The sequence below is a fragment of the Pseudomonas sp. SG-MS2 genome (assembly GCF_009933855.1).
GTDB lineage: Bacteria > Pseudomonadota > Gammaproteobacteria > Pseudomonadales > Pseudomonadaceae > Aquipseudomonas > Aquipseudomonas putida_E.
The window spans coordinates 1-24,618 of the sequence record NZ_MOMO01000007.1 but is presented as its reverse complement, the minus strand read 5'-3'; the positions used below and the strand labels follow the sequence as shown (position 1 = coordinate 24,618).

Below are 24,618 nucleotides of genomic sequence, written 5' to 3'. Positions count from 1 at the left end.
CACCCTTTTTCCAACCCCGCCAAGCTGTTACTGTAGCCCGACCAAAGCCCAACGCCTCTGGATCGGATGCCGACTTGATACGTCCCCTCCTGCTGTCACTCAGCCTGGCCTTGAGCTTTCCCGCAGCCGCGATGGTGAGCGAAAGCCACGGATACGCGCAGTTCGGCACGCTCAAGTACCCAGCCACATTCACCCACTTCGACTGGGTCAACCCGCAAGCGCCCAAGGGCGGCACCTTGCGCGCCATGGCATTGGGCACGTTCGACACGCTCAACGCCTATACCTTCAAGGGTTCTAGCCCGGTCACAACGCCGAACTTCCTGCAGTACGGTGTCAACGAGCTCAACGAAACACTGATGGTCGGCACCGGCATGTATGACCCTTCCGGGGACGAGCCCACCTCCAGTTACGGCCTCATCGCCCGATCGGTGGAGTACAGCGAGGACCGCAGTTGGGTGGTGTTCAACCTGCGCCCGCAAGCGCGCTGGCATGACGGCAAACCGATCACTTCTGCAGACGTCGCCTTCTCTTACCGCACGCTGCTCAAGGACGGCCACCCGATCTACCGCACCAACCTGCAGGAAGTGCAGCGCGTGGATATCCTTGGCCCGCTGCGCATCCGCTTCGTGTTCAAGCGCGCTGGCAACCCGCTGCTGATCCTGCGCCTGGGCGAGATGCCGGTGCTGCCCAAACACTACTGGCAAAACCGCGATTTCAAGGCCACCACCTTCGAGCCGCCGCTTGGCAGCGGCCCCTACCGCATCACTCAGGTGCAGCCCGGCAGGCGCCTGGTGTTCGAGCGGGTAAAGAACTACTGGGGCAAGGACCTGGCGGTAAACCGCGGCAAGTACAACTTCAACCGCATCGAATACGAGTTCTATCGGGACGCCACAGTCGCGTTCGAAGCCTTCAAGGCCGGCGAGTTCGACATCTATATCGAGCATCAGGCAAAGAACTGGGCCAACGGCTACAACTTCCCGGCACTGCGCCGTGGCGAGGTGATAAAGGCCCAGATCCCCCATCGCATCCCGACCCAGACCCAAGGGCTGTTCATGAACAGCCGCCGGGCCACCTTCAGCGACGCCAGGGTACGCCAGGCGCTGGGCCTGATGCTCGACTTCCAGTGGACCAACCGCGCCCTGTTCAGCAGCGCCTACCGCCGCTCGACCAGCTACTATCCCAACAGCGAGTTTGCCGCCAGCGGCCTGCCCACGGGCAAGGAGTGGCTGCTGCTGGCGCCGTTCCGTGACCAATTGCCGGAAAAGCTGTTCACCCAGCCCTATCAGGTCAGCCACACCGATGGCCGCGGCATCGACCGCCAGAGCCTGCGCCAGGCGCTGAGCCTGCTGGGCCGCGCCGGCTGGAAGCTCGACGGCCAGCGCCTGGTGAACGCACAAGGCCAGCAGTTGCGCATGGAACTGCTGCTGGTGAATCCCAACCTCGAACGCATCCTGCAACCTTATGTCGAAAACCTGGCGAGCATCGGCATCGATGCGCGCTTGCGCACCGTGGACCGTGCCCAATACAAACAACGCCTGGACCAGTTCGACTTCGACATGATTCTGATGACCTTGAGCCAGACCTTGAGCCCCGGCCTTGAGCAGTGGCTGTACTTCCATTCCAGCCAGGCTGCGACCAAGGGCAGCAAAAATTATGCTGGGGTCAAGGATCCGGTGGTCGACCACCTGCTCGACACCTTGCTCGCCGCACGCACCCGCGATGACCAGGTCGCCGCCGCCCGCGCCCTGGACCGCGTGCTGTCCTGGCAGTACTACATGATCCCCAACTGGTATCTCGACAACCACCGCCTGGCCTACCGCAACCGGTTCGGTTTCGTCACCACACCGCCCTATACCCTGGGGCTGAATACCTGGTGGCTAAAGACTTCGGAGAAAGCCCAATGATGCCAACGTACCGCCTGCGCCAGCTGGCAGGCAGCCTGCTGCTCGCCTGCCTGAGCCTACCGGCTATGGCCGCGCCGCAACACGCACTGACCCTTTATGATGAAGCGCCGAAGTACCCGGCCGACTTCAAGCACTTCGACTACGTCAACCCCGACGCGCCCAAGGGCGGCACCTTCCGCCAGTCCAGTTTCGGCGGTTTCGACAGCCTCAACCCGTTCATCAACAAAGGGGTGGCCGCCGAAAACGTCAGCGCCATCTACGACACCTTGATGCGCCAGAGCCTGGACGAGCCGTTCACCGAGTACGGCCTGGTTGCCGGCAAGATCGAAAAGGCCCCGGACAACAGCTGGGTGCGCTTCTACCTGCGCCCCGAGGCGCGCTTCCACGACGGCCACCCGATGCGGGCCGAAGACGTGGTGTTCACCTTCAACGCCCTGATCAAGGACGGCGCACCGCTGTACCGCCAGTACTATGGCGATGTCGCCCAAGTCGTCGCCGAAGACCCGCTGCGCGTGCTGTTCACCTTCAAGCACAAGAACAACCGCGAGTTGCCGCTGATCCTCGGCCAATTGCCCGTGCTGCCCAAACACTGGTACGAAGGCCGCGAATTCAACCGCGGCAACCTGGAAATCCCGCTCGGCAGCGGCCCGTACAAGATCACCGAGGTCAAGCCCGGCCGCTCGATCCGCTACGAGCGGGTCAAGGACTACTGGGCCAAGGACCTGCCGCTCAACCGCGGCCAGTTCAACTTCGACGCAATGACCTTCGACTCCTACCGCGACAACACCGTCGCGCTGGAAGCACTCAAGGCCGGCCAGTTCGACTATGGCCTTGAGACCAGCGCGAAAAACTGGGCCACCGCCTACAACGTTCCCGCCGTACGCGATGGCCGCCTGATCAAGGAAGAGCTGCCCAACGGCAACCCCACAGGCATGCAGGGTTTCATTTTCAACCTGCGTAAACCGGTATTTCAGGACATCCGCGTGCGCCAGGCGCTGAGCCTGCTGCTGGACTTCGAGTGGACCAACAAGCAGTTGTTCAACGGCGCCTACACCCGCACCGGCAGCTACTTCGAAAACTCCGAAATGGCCGCCCAGGGCCTGCCCTCGCCTGACGAGCTGAAAATCCTCGAGCCTATGCGCGGCAAGGTCCCCGAACAGGTGTTCAGCGAGGCTTTCCACAACCCGGTCACCGACGGCAGCGGCATGATCCGCGAACAGCAGCGCCAGGCCTACAAGCTGCTGATGGACGCTGGCTGGAAGATCGTCGACGACAAGATGGTCGACAAGAACGGCAAACCGGTGTCCATCGAGTTTCTGCTGGCCCAGACCGAATTCGAGCGCATCCTGCTGCCGTTCAAACGCAACCTGGCCGACCTTGGCATCGACCTGAACATCCGGCGCGTCGACGTTTCCCAGTACATCACCCGCCTGCGCTCGCGTGACTTCGACATGATCGTCAGTGGCTATCCGCAGTCCAGCTCCCCAGGCAACGAGCAGCGCGAGTTCTGGTCCAGTGCCGCTGCCGACAACCCCGGCAGCCGCAACTTCATGGGCCTGCGGGACCCGGCCATCGACCAACTGGTCGAAGCGCTGATCAACGCCGATTCCCGACAGAGCCTGATCAACCATGCCCGCGCCCTGGACCGCGTGCTGCTGTGGGGTTACTACGTGATCCCCAACTGGCACATCAAGACCTGGCGCGTGGCCTACTGGAACCACATCGGCCACCCCAAGGTTTCGCCCAAGTACGACATCGGCATCGACACCTGGTGGATCAAGCCCGAGGTGACGCCAGCCGTGTCCGAAGCGCCTGCGCAAGAGGCCAACTGACATGCTGGCCTACATCCTGCGTCGCCTGCTGCTGATCATCCCGACCCTGTTCGGCATCCTGGTGATCAACTTCATCATCGTCCAGGCCGCCCCCGGCGGCCCGGTGGAACAGATGATCGCCAAGCTCGAAGGTTTCGAGGGCGCAACCAGCCGGATTGCCGGCGGCGGCGCCGAAGTCTCCGTGGCCGGCTCCAACTACCGCGGTGCCCAGGGCCTCGACCCTGCCCTGATCGCCGAAATCGAGCGCATGTACGGCTTCGACAAGTCGCCCCCCGAGCGTTTATGGATCATGGTCAAGAACTATGCCCAGCTGGACTTCGGCGAGAGCTTCTTTCGCGATGCCAAGGTCATCGACCTGATCGCCGAGAAGATGCCGGTGTCGATTTCGCTCGGGCTGTGGAGCACGCTGATCATGTACCTGGTGTCGATCCCCCTGGGTATCGCCAAGGCGGTGCGCCACGGCAGCCACTTCGACGTCTGGACCAGCTCGGCGATCATCGTCGGCTATGCCATCCCGGCGTTCCTGTTCGCCATCCTGCTGATCGTGCTGTTCGCCGGCGGCAGCTACTTCGACTGGTTCCCGCTGCGCGGCCTGACCTCGAACAACTTCGACGAGCTGTCCACCACCGGCAAAGTGCTCGACTACTTCTGGCACCTGGTGCTGCCGATCACCGCCCTGGTGATCGGCAACTTCGCCACCATGACCCTGCTGACCAAGAACAGCTTCCTCGACGAGATCAACAAGCAATACGTGGTCACCGCCAAAGCCAAAGGCCTGAGCCGCTCGCGGGTGCTGTACGGCCACGTGTTCCGCAACGCCATGCTGCTGGTGATCGCGGGCTTCCCTTCGGCGTTCATCGGCATCTTCTTCACCGGCTCCCTGCTGATCGAGGTGATTTTCTCCCTCGACGGCCTGGGCCTTATGAGTTTCGAGGCGGCCATCAACCGCGACTACCCGGTGGTGTTTGGCACCCTGTTCATCTTCACCCTGCTAGGGCTGGTGGTGAAACTGATCGGCGACCTCACCTACACCCTGGTCGATCCGCGCATCGACTTCGCCAGCCGGGAGCACTGACATGGCCTTGTCCCCTCTCAACCGTCGGCGCTTCGAGCGCTTCAAGGCCAACCGACGCGGCTGGTGGTCGCTGTGGCTGTTCCTCATCCTGTTCGGCCTGAGCCTGGGCGCCGAGCTGATCGCCAACGACAAACCGATTGCCGTGCGCTACGACGGCGAGTGGTTTTTCCCGGCCTTCAAGCGCTACCCGGAAACCACCTTCGGCGGCGAGTTCCCACTGGAGGCCAACTACAAGAGCCCGTATATCCGGGAGCTACTGGCCAAAAAAGACAGCTTCGTGCTGTGGGCCCCGATCCCGTACAGCTACCAGAGCATCAATTACGACCTGCGCGTACCCGCCCCTGCGCCACCCTCGGCGGACAACCTGCTGGGCACCGACGATCAGGGCCGCGATGTGCTGGCGCGGGTGATCTACGGCTTCCGCATTTCGGTGCTGTTCGCCCTCACCCTGACCATCCTCAGTTCCATCATCGGCGTCATCGCCGGTGCCCTGCAGGGCTTTTACGGTGGCTGGGTGGACCTTGCCGGCCAGCGCTTTCTGGAGATCTGGTCCGGCTTGCCGGTGCTGTACCTGCTGATCATCCTCGCAAGCTTCGTGCAGCCCAACTTCTGGTGGTTGCTGGGCATCATGCTGCTGTTTTCGTGGATGAGCCTGGTCGACGTGGTGCGTGCCGAGTTCCTGCGCGGGCGCAACCTCGAGTACGTGCGCGCCGCCCGTGCCCTAGGGATGCGCAATGGCGCGATCATGTACCGGCACATCCTGCCCAACGCCATGATTTCGACCATGACCTTCATGCCCTTCATCCTCACCGGTGCCATCGGCACCCTGACCGCCCTGGACTTCCTCGGTTTCGGCCTGCCACCGGGCGCGCCGTCGCTGGGCGAACTGGTGGCCCAAGGCAAGTCCAACCTGCAGGCGCCATGGCTGGGCATCAGCGCCTTTGCCGTACTGGCGATCATGCTGAGCCTGCTGGTATTCATCGGCGAATCCGCCCGCGATGCCTTCGACCCGAGGAAGTGAGATGAGTGAACAGAACCTGATCGAAGTGCGCGACCTGGCGGTGGAGTTCGTTACCGGCGAACAGGTCAACCGTGTGGTCGATGGCATCAGCTTCGACATCCGCAAGGGTGAGACCCTGGCGCTGGTCGGCGAGAGCGGTTCGGGCAAGTCCGTTACCGCCCACTCGATTCTGCGCCTGCTGCCCTATCCACTTGCACGCCATCCCAGCGGCAGCATCGGCTATGAAGGCAAGGACCTGCTGCAGCAAGGTGAGAAGGCCATGCAGAAGATTCGCGGCAACCGCATCGCGATGATCTTCCAGGAGCCGATGACCTCACTGAACCCGCTGCACTGCATCGAGAAGCAGATCAACGAAATCCTGCTGCTGCACAAGGGCCTCACCGGCAAGCAAGCCACTGCGCGCACGCTGGAGTTGCTGGAGCTGGTGGGCATTCCCGAGCCACGCAAGCGCCTGAAGGCCCTGCCCCACGAGCTGTCCGGTGGCCAGCGGCAGCGGGTGATGATCGCCATGGCGCTGGCCAATGAGCCGGAGTTGCTGATTGCCGATGAACCCACCACTGCGCTCGACGTGACCGTGCAGTTGAAGATTCTGGAGCTGCTCAAGGAACTGCAGGCGCGGTTGGGCATGGCATTGCTGTTGATCAGCCATGACCTGAACCTGGTAAGGCGCATTGCCCACCGTGTTTGCGTGATGCAGCGTGGGCAGATTGTCGAGCAGGCCGATTGCGCGACGCTGTTCAGTGCGCCGCAGCACCATTACACACAGATGCTGATCAATGCCGAGCCCAGCGGTTTGCCGGCACATAATCCGGTTGGCGCACCGCTGCTGGAAGTGAACGACCTGAAGGTATGGTTCCCGATCAAGAAAGGCTTGCTGCGCAAGACGGTTGACCATGTGAAGGCGGTGGACGGGATCAACTTCAGCTTGCCGCAAGGGCAGACACTGGGGATCGTGGGTGAGTCGGGATCTGGCAAGTCGACGCTGGGGCTGGCGATCTTGCGCCTGATTTCGAGCCAGGGGGGCATCCGCTTCCATGGCCAGGCGCTGGAAGGCTTGAACCAGAAGCAAGTGCGACCACTGCGACGTGAGATGCAAGTGGTGTTTCAGGACCCCTTTGGTAGCCTCAGCCCACGTATGTGTGTGGCGGATATCGTTGGTGAGGGGCTGCGGATTCACAAGATTGGTACAGCCGCAGAACAGGAAGCGGCAATTATCGCGGCGCTGGAAGAGGTAGGCCTGGACCCACGCACGCGCCACCGCTACCCGCATGAGTTTTCGGGTGGGCAACGTCAACGTATCGCCATCGCCCGGGCGCTGGTGCTCAAGCCGGCGTTGATTCTGCTGGATGAGCCGACGTCTGCGCTGGATCGTACGGTGCAGCGGCAGGTAGTGGAATTGCTGCGCAACTTGCAGCACAAGTACAACCTCACCTACCTGTTCATCAGCCATGACCTTGCCGTGGTCAAAGCGTTGAGTCACCAACTGATGGTGATCAAGCAGGGGCATGTTGTGGAGCAAGGCGAGGCTCAGCAGATCTTCCATTCACCCCAGCATGCTTATACGCAGCAACTGCTGGAGGCGGCGTTTTTGCGTCATGACACTGAACGGTGACTGCCTTCCAGGGCCTGATAGTTTTACCCGTATCAAGGCAGAGGTTGTGCACCCAGAGCACCGAGCAGCAGGCTGTTTCGCTGCCGCCTAGATCGCCCGTCTGGGCTCTGATAATAGCCTTGATGCATGAGTTCGAATCCCTGGATGAGCTGTTTTACCAGCTAAAAGCCTCTGGCAAAGCAATCAGGAAGGTGGCCCACGTGCTTGTCATGATTTACGACAACGCCCGTGGGCCTAAGGCGCGAAAGGCGTAGCCTTCGGGCAAACCTTTGCTATTGCAAACACCCCCACCACGCACGACAATAAGATTCATTACCAATCGCGAACCATTCCATCCAAAATGCCCGCCAACGACCTCTCTCTGCGTAGCGCCGTCAATCACCTGTATTGCGAGCATCACAGCTGGCTCAATGGCTGGCTACGCAAGAGGCTGGGCAACGCATTCGATGCCGCGGACCTGACGCAGGATACGTTCGTGCGGGTGATCAAGGCACGCAGCGCACTGGACATTCGCGAGCCGCGCCCGTACTTGTCGAGGATCGCCAAGGGCTTGCTGATCGACCTGTTTCGTCGGCGCTCACTGGAACAGGCATACCTGGAAAACTTGGCAGCCTTGCCGCAAGCACAGCACCCGTCGCTGGAAGAGCAGGCGATCATGTTGCAGGCACTGGTAGAAATCGATCGCCTGTTGCAAGGGCTGGGGCCGAAGGTCAGGCAGGTGTTCATGCTGTCGCAATTCGACGGGCTGACCTACCCGCAAATTGCCGAGCAGCTGAACATCAGCGTGCGCAGCGTCAACAACTACATGGCAAAGGCAATGGAGCATTGCTGTTTGATGCAGATGCAATTGGCATGAGCCTTTCGCCCGCCGAGTTGCAGGCCATCAGTGCAGCAGCCCGCTGGTACGCGCGGCTGCAGTCTGGCATCGCCACCGACGCCGATCGCAGCGCCTGGAACGACTGGCTGGCTGCCGACCCGGTCAATCGCCAAGCCTGGCAGCGGATGACCGCTGTGGGTGAGCAGATGGCAAGCGTGCCGGGTGCGCTGGCCGCACCCGCCCTGCGCGGTGCCGCACGTTCCCGCCGGCAACTGTTACGCAGCGTACTGGTATTGGTGCCAGCCACCTCGCTGGGCTGGCTGGGGTGGCGTAGCAACAGCTCGCAACAACTTTTTGCCGATTACCGCACCGCAGTGGGTGAGCGCCGTACCTTTCGTTTGGCCGATGGCAGTTCACTGCTGCTGAACACCGACACCTCTGTAAACCTCAAGTACGACGGCCAGCAACGGGTGCTGGAACTGCTTCGCGGTGAAATTCTGGTATCGACCGCTAACGACCCAGCACAGCGGCCATTCAAGGTAAGCACCACACATGGCGAGGTCCGGGCGCTGGGCACGCGCTTCATCGTTCGCACACAAGCGCTGGGCGGTGAGGTGGCAGTCCTGGAGAAAGCGGTAGAAGTCAGAGCGTCCAGCAGCGCATTGACAGTGCGCGTTGAGGCCGGGCAATCCATCGCCTTCACCGACCTCACGGTGGGGCAGCTACGGCGTAATGACGCTACGGTGGGAGCCTGGCAACACGGCAGCATCATTGCCATTGATCGCCCCCTGGTCGAACTTCTTTCCGACCTGTCGCGCTACCGCACCGGCGTGCTGCGCTGTGATCCGCGTATTGCGCAACTGAGGGTCTCTGGCGCGTTCCCAATCGATGACACCGACCTGGCGTTGGCTGCGCTGGAAAGCGGGCTTTCATTACGCGTCACGCGTTACAGCCGTTTCTGGGTCAATGTGTCGCCTCCTGTCGTCCCGCCTCAGTAATTAAAAAATTCTTTTTTGCACTTTTCTTACGCATCGTTCGGCTCATCCCCCATTGGGTGTCATCGATCATTTTCAGGGGGGGATTAGGATGTCTGAGGTATTCAAGCGTGGTCGTCTGGCGACCGCGGTAAAAGTCGCGCTGCTGGCAGTAACCACTGTCGGAGCCTGGTCCACAGCAACGGTCGAGGCAGCCGTGGCGGCCCAGCACAGCGCAGTGCGGTCGTTCGACATCCCTGGTGGCAGCCTGACCGAAGTCCTTGGCCACTTCGCCAGCGCGGCGGGGGCGGCGATTTCGTTTGATGCCAGGCAAACAGACGGCTTTAGCTCCTCGGGGCTCAAAGGTACCTTCGGTGTCATTGAAGGCTTTAGCCGGATTCTGGCCGGCAGCGGCCTGCAAGCCCAGGCGCAGTCCAACGGCACCTATGTACTGCGGGAAGTGCCTTCCGCTGGTTCGGCAATGGAACTTGGTGCAACCAACATCACCGGCCAGGTGCTGGGCGCCACGACAGAGAACAGCGGCTCGTACACCACGGGCGCGGTCACCATAGGCAAAGGTGAGCACTCGCTCAAAGAGACGCCACAGTCGGTGACGGTAATGACCCGCAAGATGATGGACGACCAGAACCTGTACACCATCGACCAGGTCATGGAGAAGACGCCCGGCATTACCGTGTACGACTCGACCATGGGTGGCAAATACTTCTATTCACGCGGGTTCCGCATGTCGGGCCAGTATCAGTACGACGGTGTGCCGCTGGACATGGGCAACCTCTATGTCCAGGCCGACAGTTTCAGCAGCGACATGGCGTACTACGACCGGGTCGAAGTGCTGCGCGGCGCAGCGGGCATGATGAAAGGCTCCGGCGGCACTGCCGGCGGGGTGAATTTCGTGCGCAAGCGCGGCCTGGCAGCTGCGCATACCGACATCACCCTGTCCGGCGGCAGTTGGGACAACTACCGCGGGCAACTGGACACCGGCGGCCCGCTGAACGCATCCGGCACTCTGCGCGGCCGGGCAGTGATCGCCGAACAGAGCCGCCACTATTTCGTGGACGACGCCAACCGCAAAGATCAGGTGTATTACGGTGCGCTCGACTTCGATCTGAATGCCGACACCACCCTGGGGCTGGGCGTTGCCTATGAAGACGTGGATGCCAACCCATGCTGGGGTGGCCTGCCGCGCTACCGCGATCGCAGCGACTTGAAGCTGAGCCGCTCAACCTGCCTGGACCCCTCATGGAACACCTGGCGCAGCCAGCGCACCACCGTGTTCAGTGATGTGTCCCATCAGCTTAACGAAGACTGGAAACTCAAGGTTGCCAGCGTCTATACGAAGAACACCCAGGACATCAAGTACGCGTTTGCCTCAGGTGCAGTGACGCCCGGTACCAATACCACTGGCATGCTGGGCAGCATGTATGACTACGACCAGGTCGATTACGGCCTGGACGCCTACGTCGATGGCACCTTCGATGCGTTTGGCCAACAACATGAACTGGTGCTGGGCATGAATGCGAGCCGTTCGAACAAGGACGACTTCTACTCAGTGGCCTTTCTGCCGCAGCGCCAGAATGTATTCAACCCCGACAAGTTCATCCCTGAGCCCGACGACAGCTACTTCATCGACAACTCATCTCGCGGCGGGCCGGTGAAGTCCAAGACTACACAAAAAGGCCTCTACTCGACCCTGCGCTTGAAACTGGCCGACCCACTGACCCTGGTGGTTGGCGGCCGGGTGAGCTGGTACACCTCCACGACCGACTCCGACTTTATCAACACCGGTACGTCGGAGCATTCCAGCACCCGCGAAACCGGGCAGGTCACGCCCTTCGCCGGGGTACTGCTGGACTTGAACGAAAACCTTACCGCTTACGCCAGTTACTCGGACATCTTCACTCCGCAAGGCAACTACCGGTCTGAAGACGGTTCCGCGCTCAAGCCGCTTGTGGGCCAGAGCTATGAATTGGGGATCAAGGGGGCCTGGCTGGAGGGGCGACTGAACGGCGCCTTCAACCTGTTCCGTACTATTCAGAAAGACCAGGCGCAGACCGATTACAACTCGTCATGCCCGTCATCCGATGGTTACTGCTACGTCAACGCCGGCAGGGTACGTGCGCAAGGTTTCGAGGCGCAGCTCAGTGGGGAAATCATCGAGCGCCTGCAACTGCTTGCGGGATACACCTACACCCAGACCAAGACCCTGGACGACATCGACAGCAGCCTGAACGGTGCGGCGTTCAACAGCTACGTGCCTCGGCATGTGTTGCGCCTGTGGGGCGAGTACACCCTGAGCGGCGCGTTAGAGCGGTTGTCTATCGGTGCCGGGGTCAACGCGCAAAGCGACAACTTCCGCGTCTCGCCCGCCAGTGGCGAAAAAATCGACCAGGCAGGCTATGCGATCTGGAATGGGCGTATCGGTTATCGCATCGATGACACCTGGTCGGTAGCGCTCAACGGTAACAACCTGTTCGACAAGCGCTACTACGCCAGCATCGGCACCGAAACCTTCGGCAACTATTACGGTGAGCCACGCAACTTCATGGTATCGGTCAAAGCCAGTTTCTGATGCTGACGCTGTCATGACAGCCTTTCGGAACGGCCTTGCCGCTCAGACGTGGCGCCACGTCTGAGCGTTGGCCACCCTCAGAAACCAATCGCGGCCAATGTTACTCAGGCTTGGACAGCGCGGCCCTCCAGTGCTTCGCTGTCAGCCACCATCCCCTCCCGCATGCGCTGCGCATCGCGGCTGAAACACCGCGACGCGGCCAGCAGAAACACCATGGTCAACATCAGTGCCACCGGTATCAGGTACATCGCGTCGTGCAACCCCTGGGCCTTGAACGCCTCGCTCATCACCACCTCCCCCGCTGCGTCCATGGCAGCGACGGCGAAATGGTCCGAAAGCCCGCCCACGACCACCGGCCCCAATCCACCGCCAAGCAGATACAGCCCGGCGAAATACAGCGCCATGGCCGTGGCGCGCAGGCGGGGCTGCACCACGTCCTGGATGGCGGTGTACACGCAGGTGTAGAAGTTGTACGAGAACAGCCAGCCCACGCCGAACAACGCCACGAACAGGCCCAGCTCGATCCGCCCGGCGTGCAGCGCCCAAGCGGTGGCAAGCGTGGCGACCAGCATGCTCAGCACGGCGAACATCAGCCGGCCGTTGGCAAAGCGCTGATGCACCTTGTCGGCCACCCAGCCACCAAGGGTCAGGCCTACCAGGCCGGTCACACCGACTATGACCCCGGTGGCCACTGCGGCTTGTTGCAGTTGCAGCTCGAAGTACCGCTGCAGCATGGGCACCATGAACGAGTTGCAGGCGTACGAAGCAAAATTGAACGTAAGGCCGGCGAGCACCAGCCAGGCGAAGGTAGGTACGTGAAGTACGCGGCGCAGCGGCCGGTCCAGTGGAGCCTGGGAGACGGCTACGGTTTCTGCCGCACCGCGTGCGGGTTCGCGGATCAGGAACAGGAACAGTGCCAGCACCACACCCGGCACAGCGGCGATGAAGAACGGTGCGCGCCAGCTGCCGAAGGCCTGCACCATGGCGCCGATGGTGAAGAAGGCCAGCAACAGGCCCAGCGGCAGGCCAAGCATGAAGATACCCATCGCCCTTGCCCGCCGCTCGGCAGGGAACAGGTCTCCGATCAGCGAATTGGCGGCAGGCGCATAGCTGGCCTCACCGATGCCCACCCCCATGCGCACCAGCAGAAAGCTCCAGAAGCTGCCGACCATGCCGTTGACTGCCGTCAGCCCGCTCCATGCCATCAGGCCCCAGCCCATAAGCCGGCTGCGCGAGCCGGTGTCGGCCAGCCGTGCCAACGGCAGGCCAGCGATGGCATAGACCAGGGTGAAGGCAGTGCCGATCAGGCCGATCTGGAAGTCGCTCAGGTGCCACTCCAGGCGAATCGGTTCGATGATGATGGCGGGTATGGTGCGGTCGAAGAAATTGAACAGGTTGGCAAGGAACAGCAAGAACAGGATGCGCCAGGCGTTGTTCGCTTGGATGGCGGTCGGCATAGTCAGGTCCCTCGTTATTGTTGTTCGGGGCTTCCAGCACGCCACACGAATCTAGAGGGGGAACTGCGCATCGTCTGCCACCATTGACCGCGCTGATATCGAGCGATGCCCGGTGAGCAGTACGCTGGCCCGGTTCAACGCAAATCCTGACTCACTCGCTCTACAGCGTTCACCACACCCGTCGCGCCCTGCAAGATCACGCCAATCGCCTCACCTGCCTGCGAAGCAAGCTGCAGGCTCTGCGTGGCGTGATCCCGGCTGGTTTCTATCTCGCCAACGGCCTGGCTGGCGAGCGTCTGGTTATGTGCCACCACCGAGACGATCTCATCGGTAGCCGTGCTGGTGCGCGCCGCCAGCTTTCGCACTTCGTCGGCAACCACGGCAAACCCCCTGCCCTGCTCGCCGGCGCGGGCCGCTTCGATGGCTGCATTGAGCGCGAGCAGGTTGGTTTGCGCAGCGATGCCGCCGATGGTCTGAACGATCGAACTGATCAACACCGATTGCTCCCCCAGTGCAGTGATCGTCGTGCCGGCCGATTGCAGTTGCCGGGTCATACCCTGCATGGTCTGCTCCACCTGCTGCACCACCGCCGCGCCCTGCGACGCTCCGCCCACGGTATTGCGCGACACCTCAAGCGCCATCTGCGCGGCCTGTTTGATGGCCTCTTCACGCTGGACCTGTGCGGTAACCACCGAGGCGAACTTGACCACCCGCACCAGTTTCCCCTGGGCATCGTTCACCGGGTTGTAACTCGCTTCCAGCCACACTTCGTGCCCGTGCCGGTCCTGGCGGCGGAAGCGGCCGGTGACGTAGCGGCCGGTATTGAGCGTTCGCCAGAATTCGGCATATGCCGGGCTGGCGGTATCTTCTGCACAGCAAAACATCCGGTGATGCTTACCCACCACTTCATCGAGCCGGTATCCCATGCCCGCCAGGAAGGTGTCATTGGCGGCCAGCACATGCCCTGCCAGATCGAACTGGATGACCGCGCTGGAGCGCAACAGCGCGTCGAGCAGCGCCTGGTTCTCCCGAGCCAGCCCGACCTCTTTCGACACGTCGCGCCCGTATGCGCGCACCTCGCATACCCGCCCTTGTGCATCCAGCCGCGGATACCAGCCCAGGCGCCACCATGCCGACTTGCCATTGACCGTGTTCAGGTTCATGTCATCGTGCAGCGGCGCACCATTGGCAAGCGCGCTGGCCAGCCCGCGCACGGTCTGGGCGGGCAGCCACTGTCCCAAAGAGGTGCCGGCCAAGGCATCCACAGTGACGCCGAACGCAGCAGCGCTGGCGACGTTGCAGTCGAGGATCCGCCAATCGCCGTCGAGCCGCAGAAAAAAACCGGCCTGCTCTATCTGCTCCAGGCATTGCCGAAGGCTTTCCAGTTCGCGTTCACGCTCGGCGAGCGTGTTTTTCAATTGCCGGTTGAACATGCAGGCACCTGCTGAGGATAAGCGACGAATGAGTCAAATCAGGACTGCGACCTGCGGAGCCGGTTGTTGCAGTACCACGTCTGGAAGGCGGCCAGCGGCATGGGTCTGGCCAGGTAATAGCCCTGGGCCTGAGCACAACCCCAGGCCTTGGCACAGGTAAGCTGTTCGGCGGTTTCGATGCCTTCGGCCACCACCTGGTAACCGAGCTGGTTAGCCAACCCCACCAGCGACTGCACCAAGAGGAGGTCCTTGGCACTGTGCGTGGCCTTCTGGATCAACGAGCGGTCCAGTTTCACGAACGTGGCAGGAATGCGGCTGAGGTAGGCCCAGTTGCTATAACCGGTACCAAAGTCATCGATGGCGATGTCGATCCCGGCCTGACGTGCACGCAGCAATTGCCGCCGTACTTCTTCGGGATGCTCGATAAGCACGCTTTCGGTGAACTCCAGTTGCAGGCGCCACGGCGCGATGGCCCTGTGCTGGAGCTCGGCAAGCAAGGTGTCCATGAATGCCGCGCTCTCCAGGTCGCGCGCGGTGACATTCATGCTGATGCGCAAGTCTGGCGCCTGAGCGTGTTGCAGGATGTTCAACACCGCGCGCATCACCCACAGACTGATCGACGCTATCAGCGCGGTTTTCTCGGCCAGGGCGATGAACTCGGCAGGGGAAATATCCCCCAATTGCGGATGACGCCAGCGCAACAGCGCTTCAGCGCTGTTGCAGGTATGGCCTTGCAGTTCGACTCGCGGCTGCAGGTGCAGGCTGAGCTCGTCATCGCTCTGCAGCGCCGCCCCCAGTGAGGTCAACAGGGAGAATGCCCTGCGCTGCGCTGCGTCCACCTCCGGCTGATAGTGCGCGCAGCGGCCAGGGTTGCCACGGGCTGCGTCAGCGGCGCCGACCGCACGGCGCAACCAGTCAAGGCTGCCATCGTCGTCGCAGCGGGTGACTGGCGAAATACCGACCGCGGCGTCCAGGAGCACGGGAATCTGATGACACTGCACAGGGTCGCTCAGCACACCGATTACCCGCGCGCACATTGCCAGAGGGTGCTGATGCACGATGACGGCAAACCGGGTGGGGCTGATCTTGTACAACGCAAGTTCCGGGTCAAGCTGGCTGACGATCAGGTCTTTCACCTGAAGGGTCAGGTCGTGGGCGAAGTTGTAGCCCAACACCTTGATCATGTGCGTAAGCACCTGCGCCGGCATGATGTCGAACACCACCACGGTCAGGGCATCATGGCGTTCAAGGCGCGTCTGCACGTCGCATTCAAGTTTTACCCGATTGAACAGCCCGGTCGGCTGGTCGTAGAAATTTCGCCGGCGTATACCGGCAATGATCTGCACTGCCATGTCTGCGAACGCCTGCAACATCCCGCGCTGAGCATCATCCATGGCCTCACGCGGGGCCGTATCGATGATGCAGAAACTGCCAATCGCGACCTGCTTGTCCACCAACAGCGGAGCGCCGCAATAGTAGCGAATGCCGGGCGCACCGGTGACCAGCGGGTTTTCGGCAAAGCGCGGGTCCAGCGTCGCATCCAGTACTTCCAGCGGCTGCGCCTGAAGAATGGTATGGGCACAGAACGCCACATCCCGCGGCGTGCTGTCGGCCTCCAATGCGGTCTTGGCCATGAACCACTGCTGGCGCTCGCTGACGATCGAGATCAGGCACATCGGCGCATTGAAGTAACGGCCGGCCCATTCGACCAGTGTGCGCAGCTCGGTGCTGCAGTCCTGGTGCGCAACACACCACTCAGCGACCGCAGCCAAGCGCTGCTCTTCATTGGACGGCATAGGGGCGACATTCATGTTCATTTCACCTGCCCCTATCGGAATGGCAACAAGGTTATGGCTATGGGCCATTACTGAGACTTCATCACTCCTTTGAACGTTCCGCGCTCCTGCGAGGAAATCAACAGTACCGACAAAACCTGTACAAATCCAGAGCGTTGTACAATTTTTTATTCTTAGCAAAGACTTATTCGCCGTGAATACGGCAAATTCCCGGCTGTATACCTGTACAAAATAAAATTGACGTACAAAGAAAAGACCGGCGTTGCCCTAAGGCAACGCCTGACACGGAAGCGTAAATGGGGGCGATGTTGCTGAGCTAAAACGCTCAGTTGGCTGATGGCTGCGACGCTTCAGAGGAGATGGAGCAATGGAGGAATTTTCATGGTGCGCAACAACGAAGGTGCAGCTTGACCGGCAATGGCCCTAGCAGGAAGGCGCAACCAGCCTGTACCCCACCCCGGCCTCGGTAATGATGAACCGCGGTGCGGTTGGATCATCCCCCAGCTTCTGCCGCAAATGCCCCACTACAATCCGCAGATAATGGGTGTTCTCCACGTGCGTCGGGCCCCAGATATCCTTGAGCAACTGCTGCTGGGTAATCACCCGCCCCGGGTGCCCGGCAAGTTGCGCCAGCAACGCATATTCCTTGCGGGTCAGCGCCACCTCAGCGCCCTCAAGCGTCACCTTGCGAAACGCGAAGTCCACAGTCAAAGGCCCGAAGCTCGCCGTCACCTCGCTCCCGCCCGCTTGCGGCACCTGGCGCAACAGCGCGCGCACCCTGGCCAGAAACTCCTGGATGCCGAACGGCTTGGTCACATAGTCATTGGCCCCGCTATCCAGCGCATCGACCTTCTGCACTTCACTGGCGCGCACCGACAGCACCATTACCGGCACTGCACTCCACTCGCGCAACTCGCGCAGCACCTGCTGCCCGTCCATGTCAGGCAAGCCGAGGTCAAGCACCACCAGGTCAGGCTTGGCCAAGGCAGCCTGAGCCAGCCCTTCGCTACCGGTGGCCGCCTCGATCACCTTGTAGCCCTGAGAGGCCAAGCTGATGCGCAGGAACTTGCGGATCTGCGGTTCATCGTCGATGACCAGGAGGGTGGCGGACTGGCTCATGGGGTTTCGCTTTCGGCTTCGGGTTGTGGGGGCAGCGGCAAGCATAAAGTGATGCAGGTGCCATGGCCATCGATGCCTTCGCTGACCAGGATCTGCCCACCATGGGCGCCGATCATGCCCTGGCAGATCGCCAGGCCCAGGCCGGTGCCCTGCCCGCCTCGGTCGCCGCGGGCCGCGGTGTAGAACATGTCGAAGATTTTCTCGCGTTCAGGCACGGGGATGCCAGGCCCTTGGTCGCTGACCGCGAACCGCAATTGCTCGTCGTGCACCGACACCTGCAGTTCGAGGCGGCCCTGGGCGGGCGAAAAGCGCGCTGCGTTTTCCAGCACGTTGATCAGCGCCTGCTCGATCAGCGCGGCGTGCACGAACAGCAACGGCAACTCGGCGGGCACCTCGGTGTGCACCCGCAGGGGCGCGAGCACCACGCGTAGGCGGTTCAGGGCACTGCCGACGATATCGGCCGGAGCGACCCAGTCGCGGGCCAGCTTGAGGCCGCCGTGGCCCAGACGGGTCATGTCGAGCAGGTTCTGGATATAGCGGTCAAGGCGTTCGGCTTCGTTGCGGGTACCCTCCAACAGTTCGCGGCGGTCTTCGGTGGGAATGGCTTCGCCCAGCGCCAGCAGGCTGTCGATACTGCCACGCATGGCGGTCAGCGGAGTACGCAAGTCGTGGGAGACAGAGGCCAGCAACGCGCTGCGCAACTGCTCGGTCTCGCCGTGCAGACGGGCGGCTTCCAGTTGTTCGGCCAGGCGAGCCCGGGCGAGGGCCTGGGCCAGCGGTTGACCAAGCGCCATGAGCAGCCGGCGCCGCTGGGCACTGAGAGGTTCGCCGGACTGGGGGCGGACACCGAGCATGGCCAAGGGATGATCGTCGACGGTCAACGGCCACCACCACCATCGGCCATCAGGCAGGGTGTCGCTGCCATGGCCGGCGGCCTGCCCATGTTGCCAGGCCCATTCGGCGGCGGCGCGTTCGTTGTCGCTCAGGGCCTGGGCCTGGCCGCTGGCCACTTGCAACTGCCCTTCGGGATTGCGTTCGAGCAGGCACACGTGCACGTCCTGCCAGCCATTGAGGTGCTGGCCGGCGGCGTTGAATACGGCTTGCCGGTCGGTGGCGACCGTAAGCCGTCGCGACAGGTCAAGCAGCTGGTTGGTTTGCGCCTGGGTTTCGCGAAGGGCCTGCAACTGCCGGCGCTGACGCGCAGCGAGGTTGCCGGTAAGCGCAGCCATGAACAGGAAGAACACCAGCGTCAGCACGTCTTCTTCGCGCTGGATGCTGAAGGAAAAATTCGGCGGGATGAACAGGAAGTCGTAGGTCAGGAATGACAAGGCAGCACAGGCCAAGGCCGGGCCCAGGCTGCTGCGCACCGCAACCAGAAGTACGGCGGCAAGGAACACCAGCGAAATATTGGGCAGCGCCAACACGCTCGACACCACCCAGGACAACCCCGTCGCCAGCACGGTCGCGGCCAGTGCCAACAGATAGTGGCGCCATACCCACACCCGCCGCGCGGCCGAACTTGTCGGTGCCGGCTGGGCATCGCGGTCAAGCACGTTGATCTCAAGCCCGTGGCTTTCGCGCAGCAACCGCGCAGCCACGCCTGCGCCGAACAGTCGACGACGCAGGCGGTCCCGCGACTGACCTACCAGCACCAGGCTGGCTCGGCGCTCGCCGGCATGCTGGATCAGCGTGCGTGCCACCTCGCCTGCGCGCAGCAGCACCACTTCCCCGCCCAGGCGCTCAGCCAGTTGTTGAGCCGCCTGCAAACGCTGCCGTGCGGTTTCGTCGCGCAGCCGCCCGTTGTCCACATGCACCAGGCTCCAGGGCAAATGCCGACGCTGCGCAACCCGGCTGGCATGGCGCACCAGGCGTTCGGCCTGATCGTCACCATCGACACCCACCAGCAGACGCCCGCGCAGGGCCGGCGCCTCTTGCCCACGCTGACGGTAGCCGTGGGCCAGGTCGGCATCGACCTGCGCGGCGGCGGCCTGCATGGCCAGCTCACGCAACGCGGTGAGGTTGGTCTGGGAAAAATAGGCATCGATCGCAGCCCGAGCCTGCTCGGGCACATAGACTTTGCCCTCACGCAGACGTTCGAGCAGCTCGCGTGGCGGCAGGTCGATCAGCACCAGCTCGAAAGACTCCTGCAGCACCCAGTCCGGCAGCGTTTCACGCACGTGCACGCCAGTGATGTCGCGCACCTTGTCGTTGAGGCTTTCCAGGTGCTGGACGTTGACCGTGGTGTACACATCGATCCCGGCGGCCAGCAGTTCCTGAACGTCTTGCCAGCGTTTGGCGTGGCGGCTGCCCGGGGCGTTGCTGTGGGCCAGCTCATCGACCAAGGCCAGGCCGGGGGCGGCCTTCAGCAGGCCGTCGAGGTCCATTTCCTCCAGGGTGACACCCCGGTATTCGCTGCGTAGCAGAGGATACTGGGCGAGGCCTGAGAGGAGTGATTCGGTTTCGGCACGACCGTGGGTTTCGACTACGCCTGCCAGTACCTGCACGCCCTGGCGCTGTTGGGCGTGGGCGGCCTGGAGCATGGCGTAGGTCTTGCCTACGCCAGGGGCTGCACCGAGAAATACCTTGAGCCTGCCACGGCCTTCGCGCGGCAGGTTGGCCAACAGCGCGTCTGCGCGGGCTGCGTCACTCATGCTTCATCCTTCAGTGGTGCCACGATCGGCATTGTCCGGGCCTGCTTCATCGCGCCAATTTGCTCAAGGCCTGGTTAAGTGCCAGAACGTTGACCACAGGCGGCCCGATCAATGGGTGGAGGGTGGCCTCTTCCAGCAGGGCTTGCAAGCGCTCTACCGGTATCTGGCGCGCCGCCGCCACCCGCGGAATCTGGTAGGCCACGGCCTGCGGTGGCAAATGCGGGTCCAGGCCACTGCCCGAGGTGGTCAGCAAGGCTTGGGGCACCGGCCCCTGCCCTGCCTGATACAGCTTCGCGGCATCGCCCGCTACCCGTTCAGCCAGCGCCGGGTTGCTTGGCGACAGGTTGCTGGCACTGCTGGCCACGGTGGCATAAGCCCCCGCCGAAGGCCGCGAATGAAACCAGCCATCCCCCTGAAAATCCTGGGCGATCAGTGCCGAGCCGCGCACCTGGCCCTGCTCATCGCGGACCAGGCTGCCATTGGCCTGTTCCGGAAAAACCACTTGGGCAACACCGGTCACCGCCAGCGGATACAGCGCGCCGGTGACCACCGCCAACAACAGGATCAGGCTCAACGCCGGGCGTACATATGTGTTCATGGTGGCCTCCTCAGACCAGGTGCAAAGCGTTGAGCAACAGGTCGATCAGCTTGATCCCGGCAAATGGCACGATGATGCCGCCCAGGCCGTAGATCAGCAGGTTGCGCCGCAGCAGATGGGCAGCACTGGCCGCCTGCACACGCACGCCGCGCAGCGCCAGGGGGATCAGTACGATGATGATCAGCGCGTTGAACACGATGGCCGAGAGGATCGCACTCTGCGGGCTGGCCAGCTGCATCAGGTTGAGCACGCCCAGTTGCGGGTAAATGGCGGCGAACAACGCCGGCAGGATGGCAAAGTACTTGGCCACGTCGTTGGCGATGGAAAACGTGGTCAGCGCACCACGGGTCACCAGCAGCTCCTTGCCGACCTGGACCACGTCCAGCAGCTTGGTCGGGTCGCTGTCCAGATCGACCATGTTGGCGGCTTCGCGCGCGGCCTGGGTGCCGTCGTTCATGGCCATGCCCACGTCAGCCTGGGCCAGGGCCGGGGCGTCGTTGGCACCGTCGCCGCACATGGCCACCAGGCGGCCATCGTTCTGCTCCTGGCGGATGCGCGCCAGCTTCTTCTCCGGCGTAGCTTCGGCCAGCACGTCATCAACACCGGCCTCGGCGGCGATGGCCGCGGCCGTCAGCGGGTTGTCGCCGGTCACCATCACCGTGCGGATACCCAGCTTGCGCAGCTCGGCGAAGCGTTCGCGGATGCCAGGCTTGACGACATCCTTGAGGTGGATCACACCGAGCAGGCGCTTGTCCACGCACACCAGCAGCGGCGTACCACCACTCTGGGCGATGCGTTCAACTTCGCGGGCCAGCGCCAGGGGCATTTCCAGGCGCTGCATGCCGACGAAGGCGAGGACTGCATCAACGGCGCCCTTGCGGTAGCGATGCTGCTGGAAATCGATGCCCGACAGGCGTGTCTCGGCACTGAAGGCAATGGCGTCGAACTGCCCCACGCCCGGTTCGACGAAGTCATGCAGCTGGCGCAGGTACTCGACGATCGACTTGCCTTCGGCCGTGTCATCGGCCAGCGACGCGAGCAAGGCGCCCTCGCCCAGCTCCTTGGCGGTCACCCCGGTGGCTGCATGCAGGGCGCTGCAACGGCGGTTGCCAAAGGTGATGGTGCCGGTCTTGTCGAGCATCAGCGTGTGCACGTCACCGGCCGCCTCCACGGCACGGCCCGAGCGGGCGATCACGTTAAGGCGCACCAGGCGATCCATGCCAGCGATGCCGATGGCCGAGAGCAGGCCACCAATGGTGGTCGGGATCAGCGTCACCAGCAGTGCAGCCAGGAAAATCAGTGGCAGACTGCCGCCGGCGAAGTGGGCGAATGGCTGCAGCGTGACCACTACGATCAGGAAGATCAACGTCAGGCCGATCAGCAGAATGTCCAGCGCGATTTCGTTGGGCGTCTTCTGTCGCTTGGCGCCTTCGACCAGGGCGATCATGCGGTCCAGGGTCGACTCGCCAGGGTTGCTGGTGATGCGAATGAGCAGCCAGTCGGAAACCAACCGGGTATTGCCAGTGACGGCCGAGCGGTCACCGCCGGATTCGCGAATCACCGGCGCAGACTCACCGGTGATGGCCGCTTCGTTGACCGCAGCGATGCCCTCGAGCACCTCGCCGTCACCCGGGATCATCTCACCGGCCACGACACGGACTACGTCGTCCTTGCGCAACTGCGCAGCGGCAACGGTCTCGAATGTGCCGTCGCGCATGCGTCGCTCTGCGGTCAGCCCTTGGCTGCCGGCCTTGAGGCTGTCGGCGCGGGCCTTGCCGCGGCCCTCTGCCAGGGCTTCGGCAAAGTTGGCGAACAGCACGGTGAACCACAGCCACACCGCGATCTGCACGGCAACGCCGGTGCTCACGTTAGTGCCGGGGGCAAAGCACAGCACGGTGGTCAGGACGGCGGTCAGCGCGACCACCAGCATGACCGGCGAGCGCTTGAGCTGACGCGGGTCAAGCTTGACGAATGCTTGCACCAGCGCCGGGCGCCACAGCGCGGCGAAGCGGGTCTGGTCCTTGGCGCTGTGCCGGGCGTTCACTTCAGGAATGGGCATGTTCATGGTCGGTTCCTCAGAAACCCAGGCTCAGGTGTTCAGCGATTGGCCCAAGGGCCAGGGCCGGCAGGAAGGTCAGGCCGCCCACCAGCAGGATGGTCACAAGCAGCAGGCCGGTGAACAGCGGGCCGTGGGTAGGGAAGCTGTTCAGCCCTTGCGGCGCGCTTTTTTTCGCTGCCAGGCTGCCGGCCAAGGCCAGGATCGGCAGGATGTAGCCAAAGCGGCCGATGAGCATGGCCAGGCCGATCATCACGTTGTGGAACACGGTGTTGGCGCCGAACCCGGCGAACGCCGAGCCGTTGTTCGCGGCGCCCGAGGTGTAGGCGTACAGCAACTGGCTGAAACCATGTGCACCCGGATTGCTGACCGCGCCGGCAGGGCCCGGCAGGCTGGCGGCAATGGCACCAAGCACCAGCACGCCGACCGGCATCACCAGCAAGGTTGCCACCAACAGTTGCACTTCCCGGGCCTGCAGTTTCTTGCCGAGGTATTCCGGGGTGCGGCCGATCATCAAGCCTGCCAGGAACACCGCGATCAGCACGAACAGCAACATGCCGTAGAGCCCCGCGCCAACGCCGCCGAAAATCACCTCGCCGACCATCATGTTGACCATGGCGACCATGCCGGTAAGCGGGTTGAGGCTGTCGTGCATGGCGTTGACCGACCCGTTGGACGCTGCGGTGGTGGTTACCGTCCACAACACCGAGCCGGTCGTGCCGAAGCGGCTTTCCTTGCCCTCCAGGGGTGCGCTCTGCTGAACCTGCGCGCTGTCCAGCGCCGGGTTGGGCTGGTGCTCCGACCACAGCGCGGTCGCGCCGCCAATCAGGAACAGGCCCAGCATGCAGGCCAGAATCGCGCGGCTTTGGCGCAGGTCCTTGACGTAATGGCCGAAGGTGAAGACCAGGGCGGCCGGGATCAGGATGATCGAAGCCACCTCGAACAGGTTGCTCCAGGCCGTTGGGTTCTCGAACGGGTGTGACGAGTTGACGCCGAAGAAGCCGCCGCCGTTGGTCCCCAATTGCTTGATGGCGATCTGGCTGGCGGCAGGGCCGAGCGGAATCGTCTGGTCAGCACCTTGCAGGGTCACAGCGTGGGCGTAGTCGGCGAAGGTCTGCGGCACACCCTGCCAGACCAGCAGCAGCGCGAGCACCAGGCACAACGGCAACAGGCCGTAAAGGGTGGCACGGGTCATGTCGACCCAGAAGTTGCCAATACTGCTGGTCGAGCGCCGGGAGATGCCGCGGCACAAGGCGACCAGCACGGCCAGCCCGGTAGCGGCGCTTACGAAGTTCTGCACGGTCAGGCCGAGCATCTGGCTCAGGTAACTGACCGAGGCTTCACCGCTGTAAGCCTGCCAGTTGGTGTTGGTGACAAAGCTCACCGCAGTGTTGAAAGCCAGCGACCATTCCTGGCCGGGCAGGTGTTGCGGGTTGAGCGGCAGGTAACCTTGCAGTAAAAGTACGCTGAAGAGCAGCACGAAACCGGCCAGGTTGAACGCCAGCAGCGCCAGGGCGTACTGCTTCCAGTTCTGTTCCTGATCGGCGCGCACGCCGGCCAGCCGATAGCAGCCCCGCTCCACCGGCCCAAGTAGCGGCGTCAGCCAAGTCCGCTGGCCCTCCATGACGTTGAAGTAGAAGCGCCCGAGCCAGGGTGCCGGCAGCAGCACGATGGCGAAAAACG

At 62.8% G+C, this 24,618-nt stretch carries 15 protein-coding genes and 2 pseudogenes; 8 read left to right on the top strand and 9 right to left on the bottom strand.

Features of this window, described 5'->3' with window-relative positions; genetic code table 11:
- Positions 1–74 precede the first annotated feature (74 nt).
- The 8 genes from BLX42_RS00535 (at position 75) to BLX42_RS00500 (ending at position 11,825) form a co-directional block, all read left to right on the top strand.
- Positions 75–1,904, top strand: coding sequence for an extracellular solute-binding protein (locus tag BLX42_RS00535; RefSeq protein WP_204918484.1), 1,830 nt, complete (start codon positions 75–77; stop codon positions 1,902–1,904).
- Positions 1,901–3,736 carry an extracellular solute-binding protein gene (locus tag BLX42_RS00530; RefSeq protein WP_115274303.1) on the top strand — a complete coding sequence of 612 codons (1,836 nt, stop codon included), beginning with the start codon at positions 1,901–1,903 and terminating at the stop codon, positions 3,734–3,736. Before BLX42_RS00535 ends, BLX42_RS00530 begins: the two co-directional genes overlap by 4 nt.
- Position 3,737: 1 nt before the next feature.
- A complete protein-coding gene (locus BLX42_RS00525; protein ID WP_039603181.1) occupies positions 3,738–4,811 on the top strand; it encodes a microcin C ABC transporter permease YejB in 1,074 nt (357 codons plus the stop codon).
- 1 nt (position 4,812) lies between these two features.
- The gene (locus BLX42_RS00520; protein ID WP_046785219.1) at positions 4,813–5,832 is read left to right on the top strand and encodes an ABC transporter permease; all 1,020 of its coding nucleotides are present in this window, start codon (positions 4,813–4,815) and stop codon (positions 5,830–5,832) included.
- Between the two features lies 1 nt (position 5,833).
- Positions 5,834–7,444 (top strand): ABC transporter ATP-binding protein, encoded by a 1,611-nt coding sequence (locus BLX42_RS00515; protein WP_115274302.1) that lies wholly within the window; start codon positions 5,834–5,836, stop codon positions 7,442–7,444.
- A 340-nt stretch (positions 7,445–7,784) separates the two neighbouring features.
- Positions 7,785–8,300 carry a sigma-70 family RNA polymerase sigma factor gene (locus tag BLX42_RS00510; protein WP_161870932.1) on the top strand — a complete coding sequence of 172 codons (516 nt, stop codon included), beginning with the start codon at positions 7,785–7,787 and terminating at the stop codon, positions 8,298–8,300.
- Complete coding sequence (locus tag BLX42_RS00505) at positions 8,297–9,259, top strand: FecR domain-containing protein (RefSeq protein ID WP_115274299.1); 963 nt, start codon at positions 8,297–8,299, stop codon at positions 9,257–9,259. The genes BLX42_RS00510 and BLX42_RS00505 overlap by 4 nt, the downstream gene beginning before the upstream one ends.
- 88 nt (positions 9,260–9,347) lie before the next feature.
- Complete coding sequence (locus BLX42_RS00500; protein ID WP_161870931.1) at positions 9,348–11,825, top strand: TonB-dependent siderophore receptor; 2,478 nt, start codon at positions 9,348–9,350, stop codon at positions 11,823–11,825.
- Positions 11,826–11,929: 104 nt separating this feature from the next.
- Here the strand turns inward: BLX42_RS00500 and BLX42_RS00495 are convergent, their stop codons facing one another.
- The 9 genes and pseudogenes from BLX42_RS00495 to kdpA form a co-directional block, all read right to left on the bottom strand.
- Positions 11,930–13,282: an MFS transporter gene (locus BLX42_RS00495; RefSeq protein WP_115274297.1), complete on the bottom strand. Its 1,353-nt coding sequence runs from the start codon at positions 13,280–13,282 to the stop codon at positions 11,930–11,932.
- A gap of 134 nt (positions 13,283–13,416) precedes the next feature.
- Positions 13,417–13,851, bottom strand: a pseudogene (locus BLX42_RS27125) (methyl-accepting chemotaxis protein); the annotation flags it as partial.
- 102 nt (positions 13,852–13,953) lie between these two features.
- Positions 13,954–14,715 (bottom strand): annotated as a pseudogene (locus BLX42_RS27120) (PAS domain-containing protein); the annotation flags it as partial.
- Between the two features lie 38 nt (positions 14,716–14,753).
- The gene (locus BLX42_RS00485; protein WP_256345757.1) at positions 14,754–16,526 is read right to left on the bottom strand and encodes a GGDEF and EAL domain-containing protein; all 1,773 of its coding nucleotides are present in this window, start codon (positions 16,524–16,526) and stop codon (positions 14,754–14,756) included.
- Between the two features lie 408 nt (positions 16,527–16,934).
- Complete coding sequence (locus tag BLX42_RS00480) at positions 16,935–17,630, bottom strand: response regulator (RefSeq protein WP_115274294.1); 696 nt, start codon at positions 17,628–17,630, stop codon at positions 16,935–16,937.
- Complete coding sequence (locus BLX42_RS00475; RefSeq protein ID WP_161870928.1) at positions 17,627–20,281, bottom strand: sensor histidine kinase KdpD; 2,655 nt, start codon at positions 20,279–20,281, stop codon at positions 17,627–17,629. The genes BLX42_RS00480 and BLX42_RS00475 overlap by 4 nt, the downstream gene beginning before the upstream one ends.
- A gap of 46 nt (positions 20,282–20,327) precedes the next feature.
- On the bottom strand, positions 20,328–20,879 hold the full coding sequence (gene kdpC, locus BLX42_RS00470) for a potassium-transporting ATPase subunit KdpC (RefSeq protein ID WP_046785230.1): 552 nt from the start codon (positions 20,877–20,879) through the stop codon (positions 20,328–20,330).
- 10 nt (positions 20,880–20,889) lie between these two features.
- Positions 20,890–22,944, bottom strand: a complete 2,055-nt coding sequence (kdpB, locus tag BLX42_RS00465; protein WP_046785231.1) for a potassium-transporting ATPase subunit KdpB — start codon at positions 22,942–22,944, stop codon at positions 20,890–20,892.
- 10 nt (positions 22,945–22,954) lie between these two features.
- The coding region (kdpA, locus tag BLX42_RS00460; protein WP_161870927.1) for a potassium-transporting ATPase subunit KdpA at positions 22,955–24,618 on the bottom strand (1,664 nt) is incomplete at its 5' end.

Bases quoted from the DNA above. Each gene is read 5' to 3' on its own strand.
- BLX42_RS00515 (WP_115274302.1), top strand. From the start codon at position 5,834: ATGAGTGAACAGAACCTGATCGAAGTGCGCGACCTGGCGGTGGAGTTC.
- BLX42_RS00495 (WP_115274297.1), bottom strand. From the start codon at position 13,282: ATGCCGACCGCCATCCAAGCGAACAACGCCTGGCGCATCCTGTTCTTG.
- BLX42_RS00505 (WP_115274299.1), top strand. From the start codon at position 8,297: ATGAGCCTTTCGCCCGCCGAGTTGCAGGCCATCAGTGCAGCAGCCCGC.
- BLX42_RS00480 (WP_115274294.1), bottom strand. From the start codon at position 17,630: ATGAGCCAGTCCGCCACCCTCCTGGTCATCGACGATGAACCGCAGATC.
- BLX42_RS00485 (WP_256345757.1), bottom strand. From the start codon at position 16,526: ATGAATGTCGCCCCTATGCCGTCCAATGAAGAGCAGCGCTTGGCTGCG.
- BLX42_RS00475 (WP_161870928.1), bottom strand. From the start codon at position 20,281: ATGAGTGACGCAGCCCGCGCAGACGCGCTGTTGGCCAACCTGCCGCGC.
- BLX42_RS00530 (WP_115274303.1), top strand. From the start codon at position 1,901: ATGATGCCAACGTACCGCCTGCGCCAGCTGGCAGGCAGCCTGCTGCTC.
- BLX42_RS00520 (WP_046785219.1), top strand. From the start codon at position 4,813: ATGGCCTTGTCCCCTCTCAACCGTCGGCGCTTCGAGCGCTTCAAGGCC.
- BLX42_RS00500 (WP_161870931.1), top strand. From the start codon at position 9,348: ATGTCTGAGGTATTCAAGCGTGGTCGTCTGGCGACCGCGGTAAAAGTC.
- BLX42_RS00510 (WP_161870932.1), top strand. From the start codon at position 7,785: ATGCCCGCCAACGACCTCTCTCTGCGTAGCGCCGTCAATCACCTGTAT.
- BLX42_RS00525 (WP_039603181.1), top strand. From the start codon at position 3,738: ATGCTGGCCTACATCCTGCGTCGCCTGCTGCTGATCATCCCGACCCTG.
- kdpB (WP_046785231.1), bottom strand. From the start codon at position 22,944: ATGAACATGCCCATTCCTGAAGTGAACGCCCGGCACAGCGCCAAGGAC.
- kdpC (WP_046785230.1), bottom strand. From the start codon at position 20,879: ATGAACACATATGTACGCCCGGCGTTGAGCCTGATCCTGTTGTTGGCG.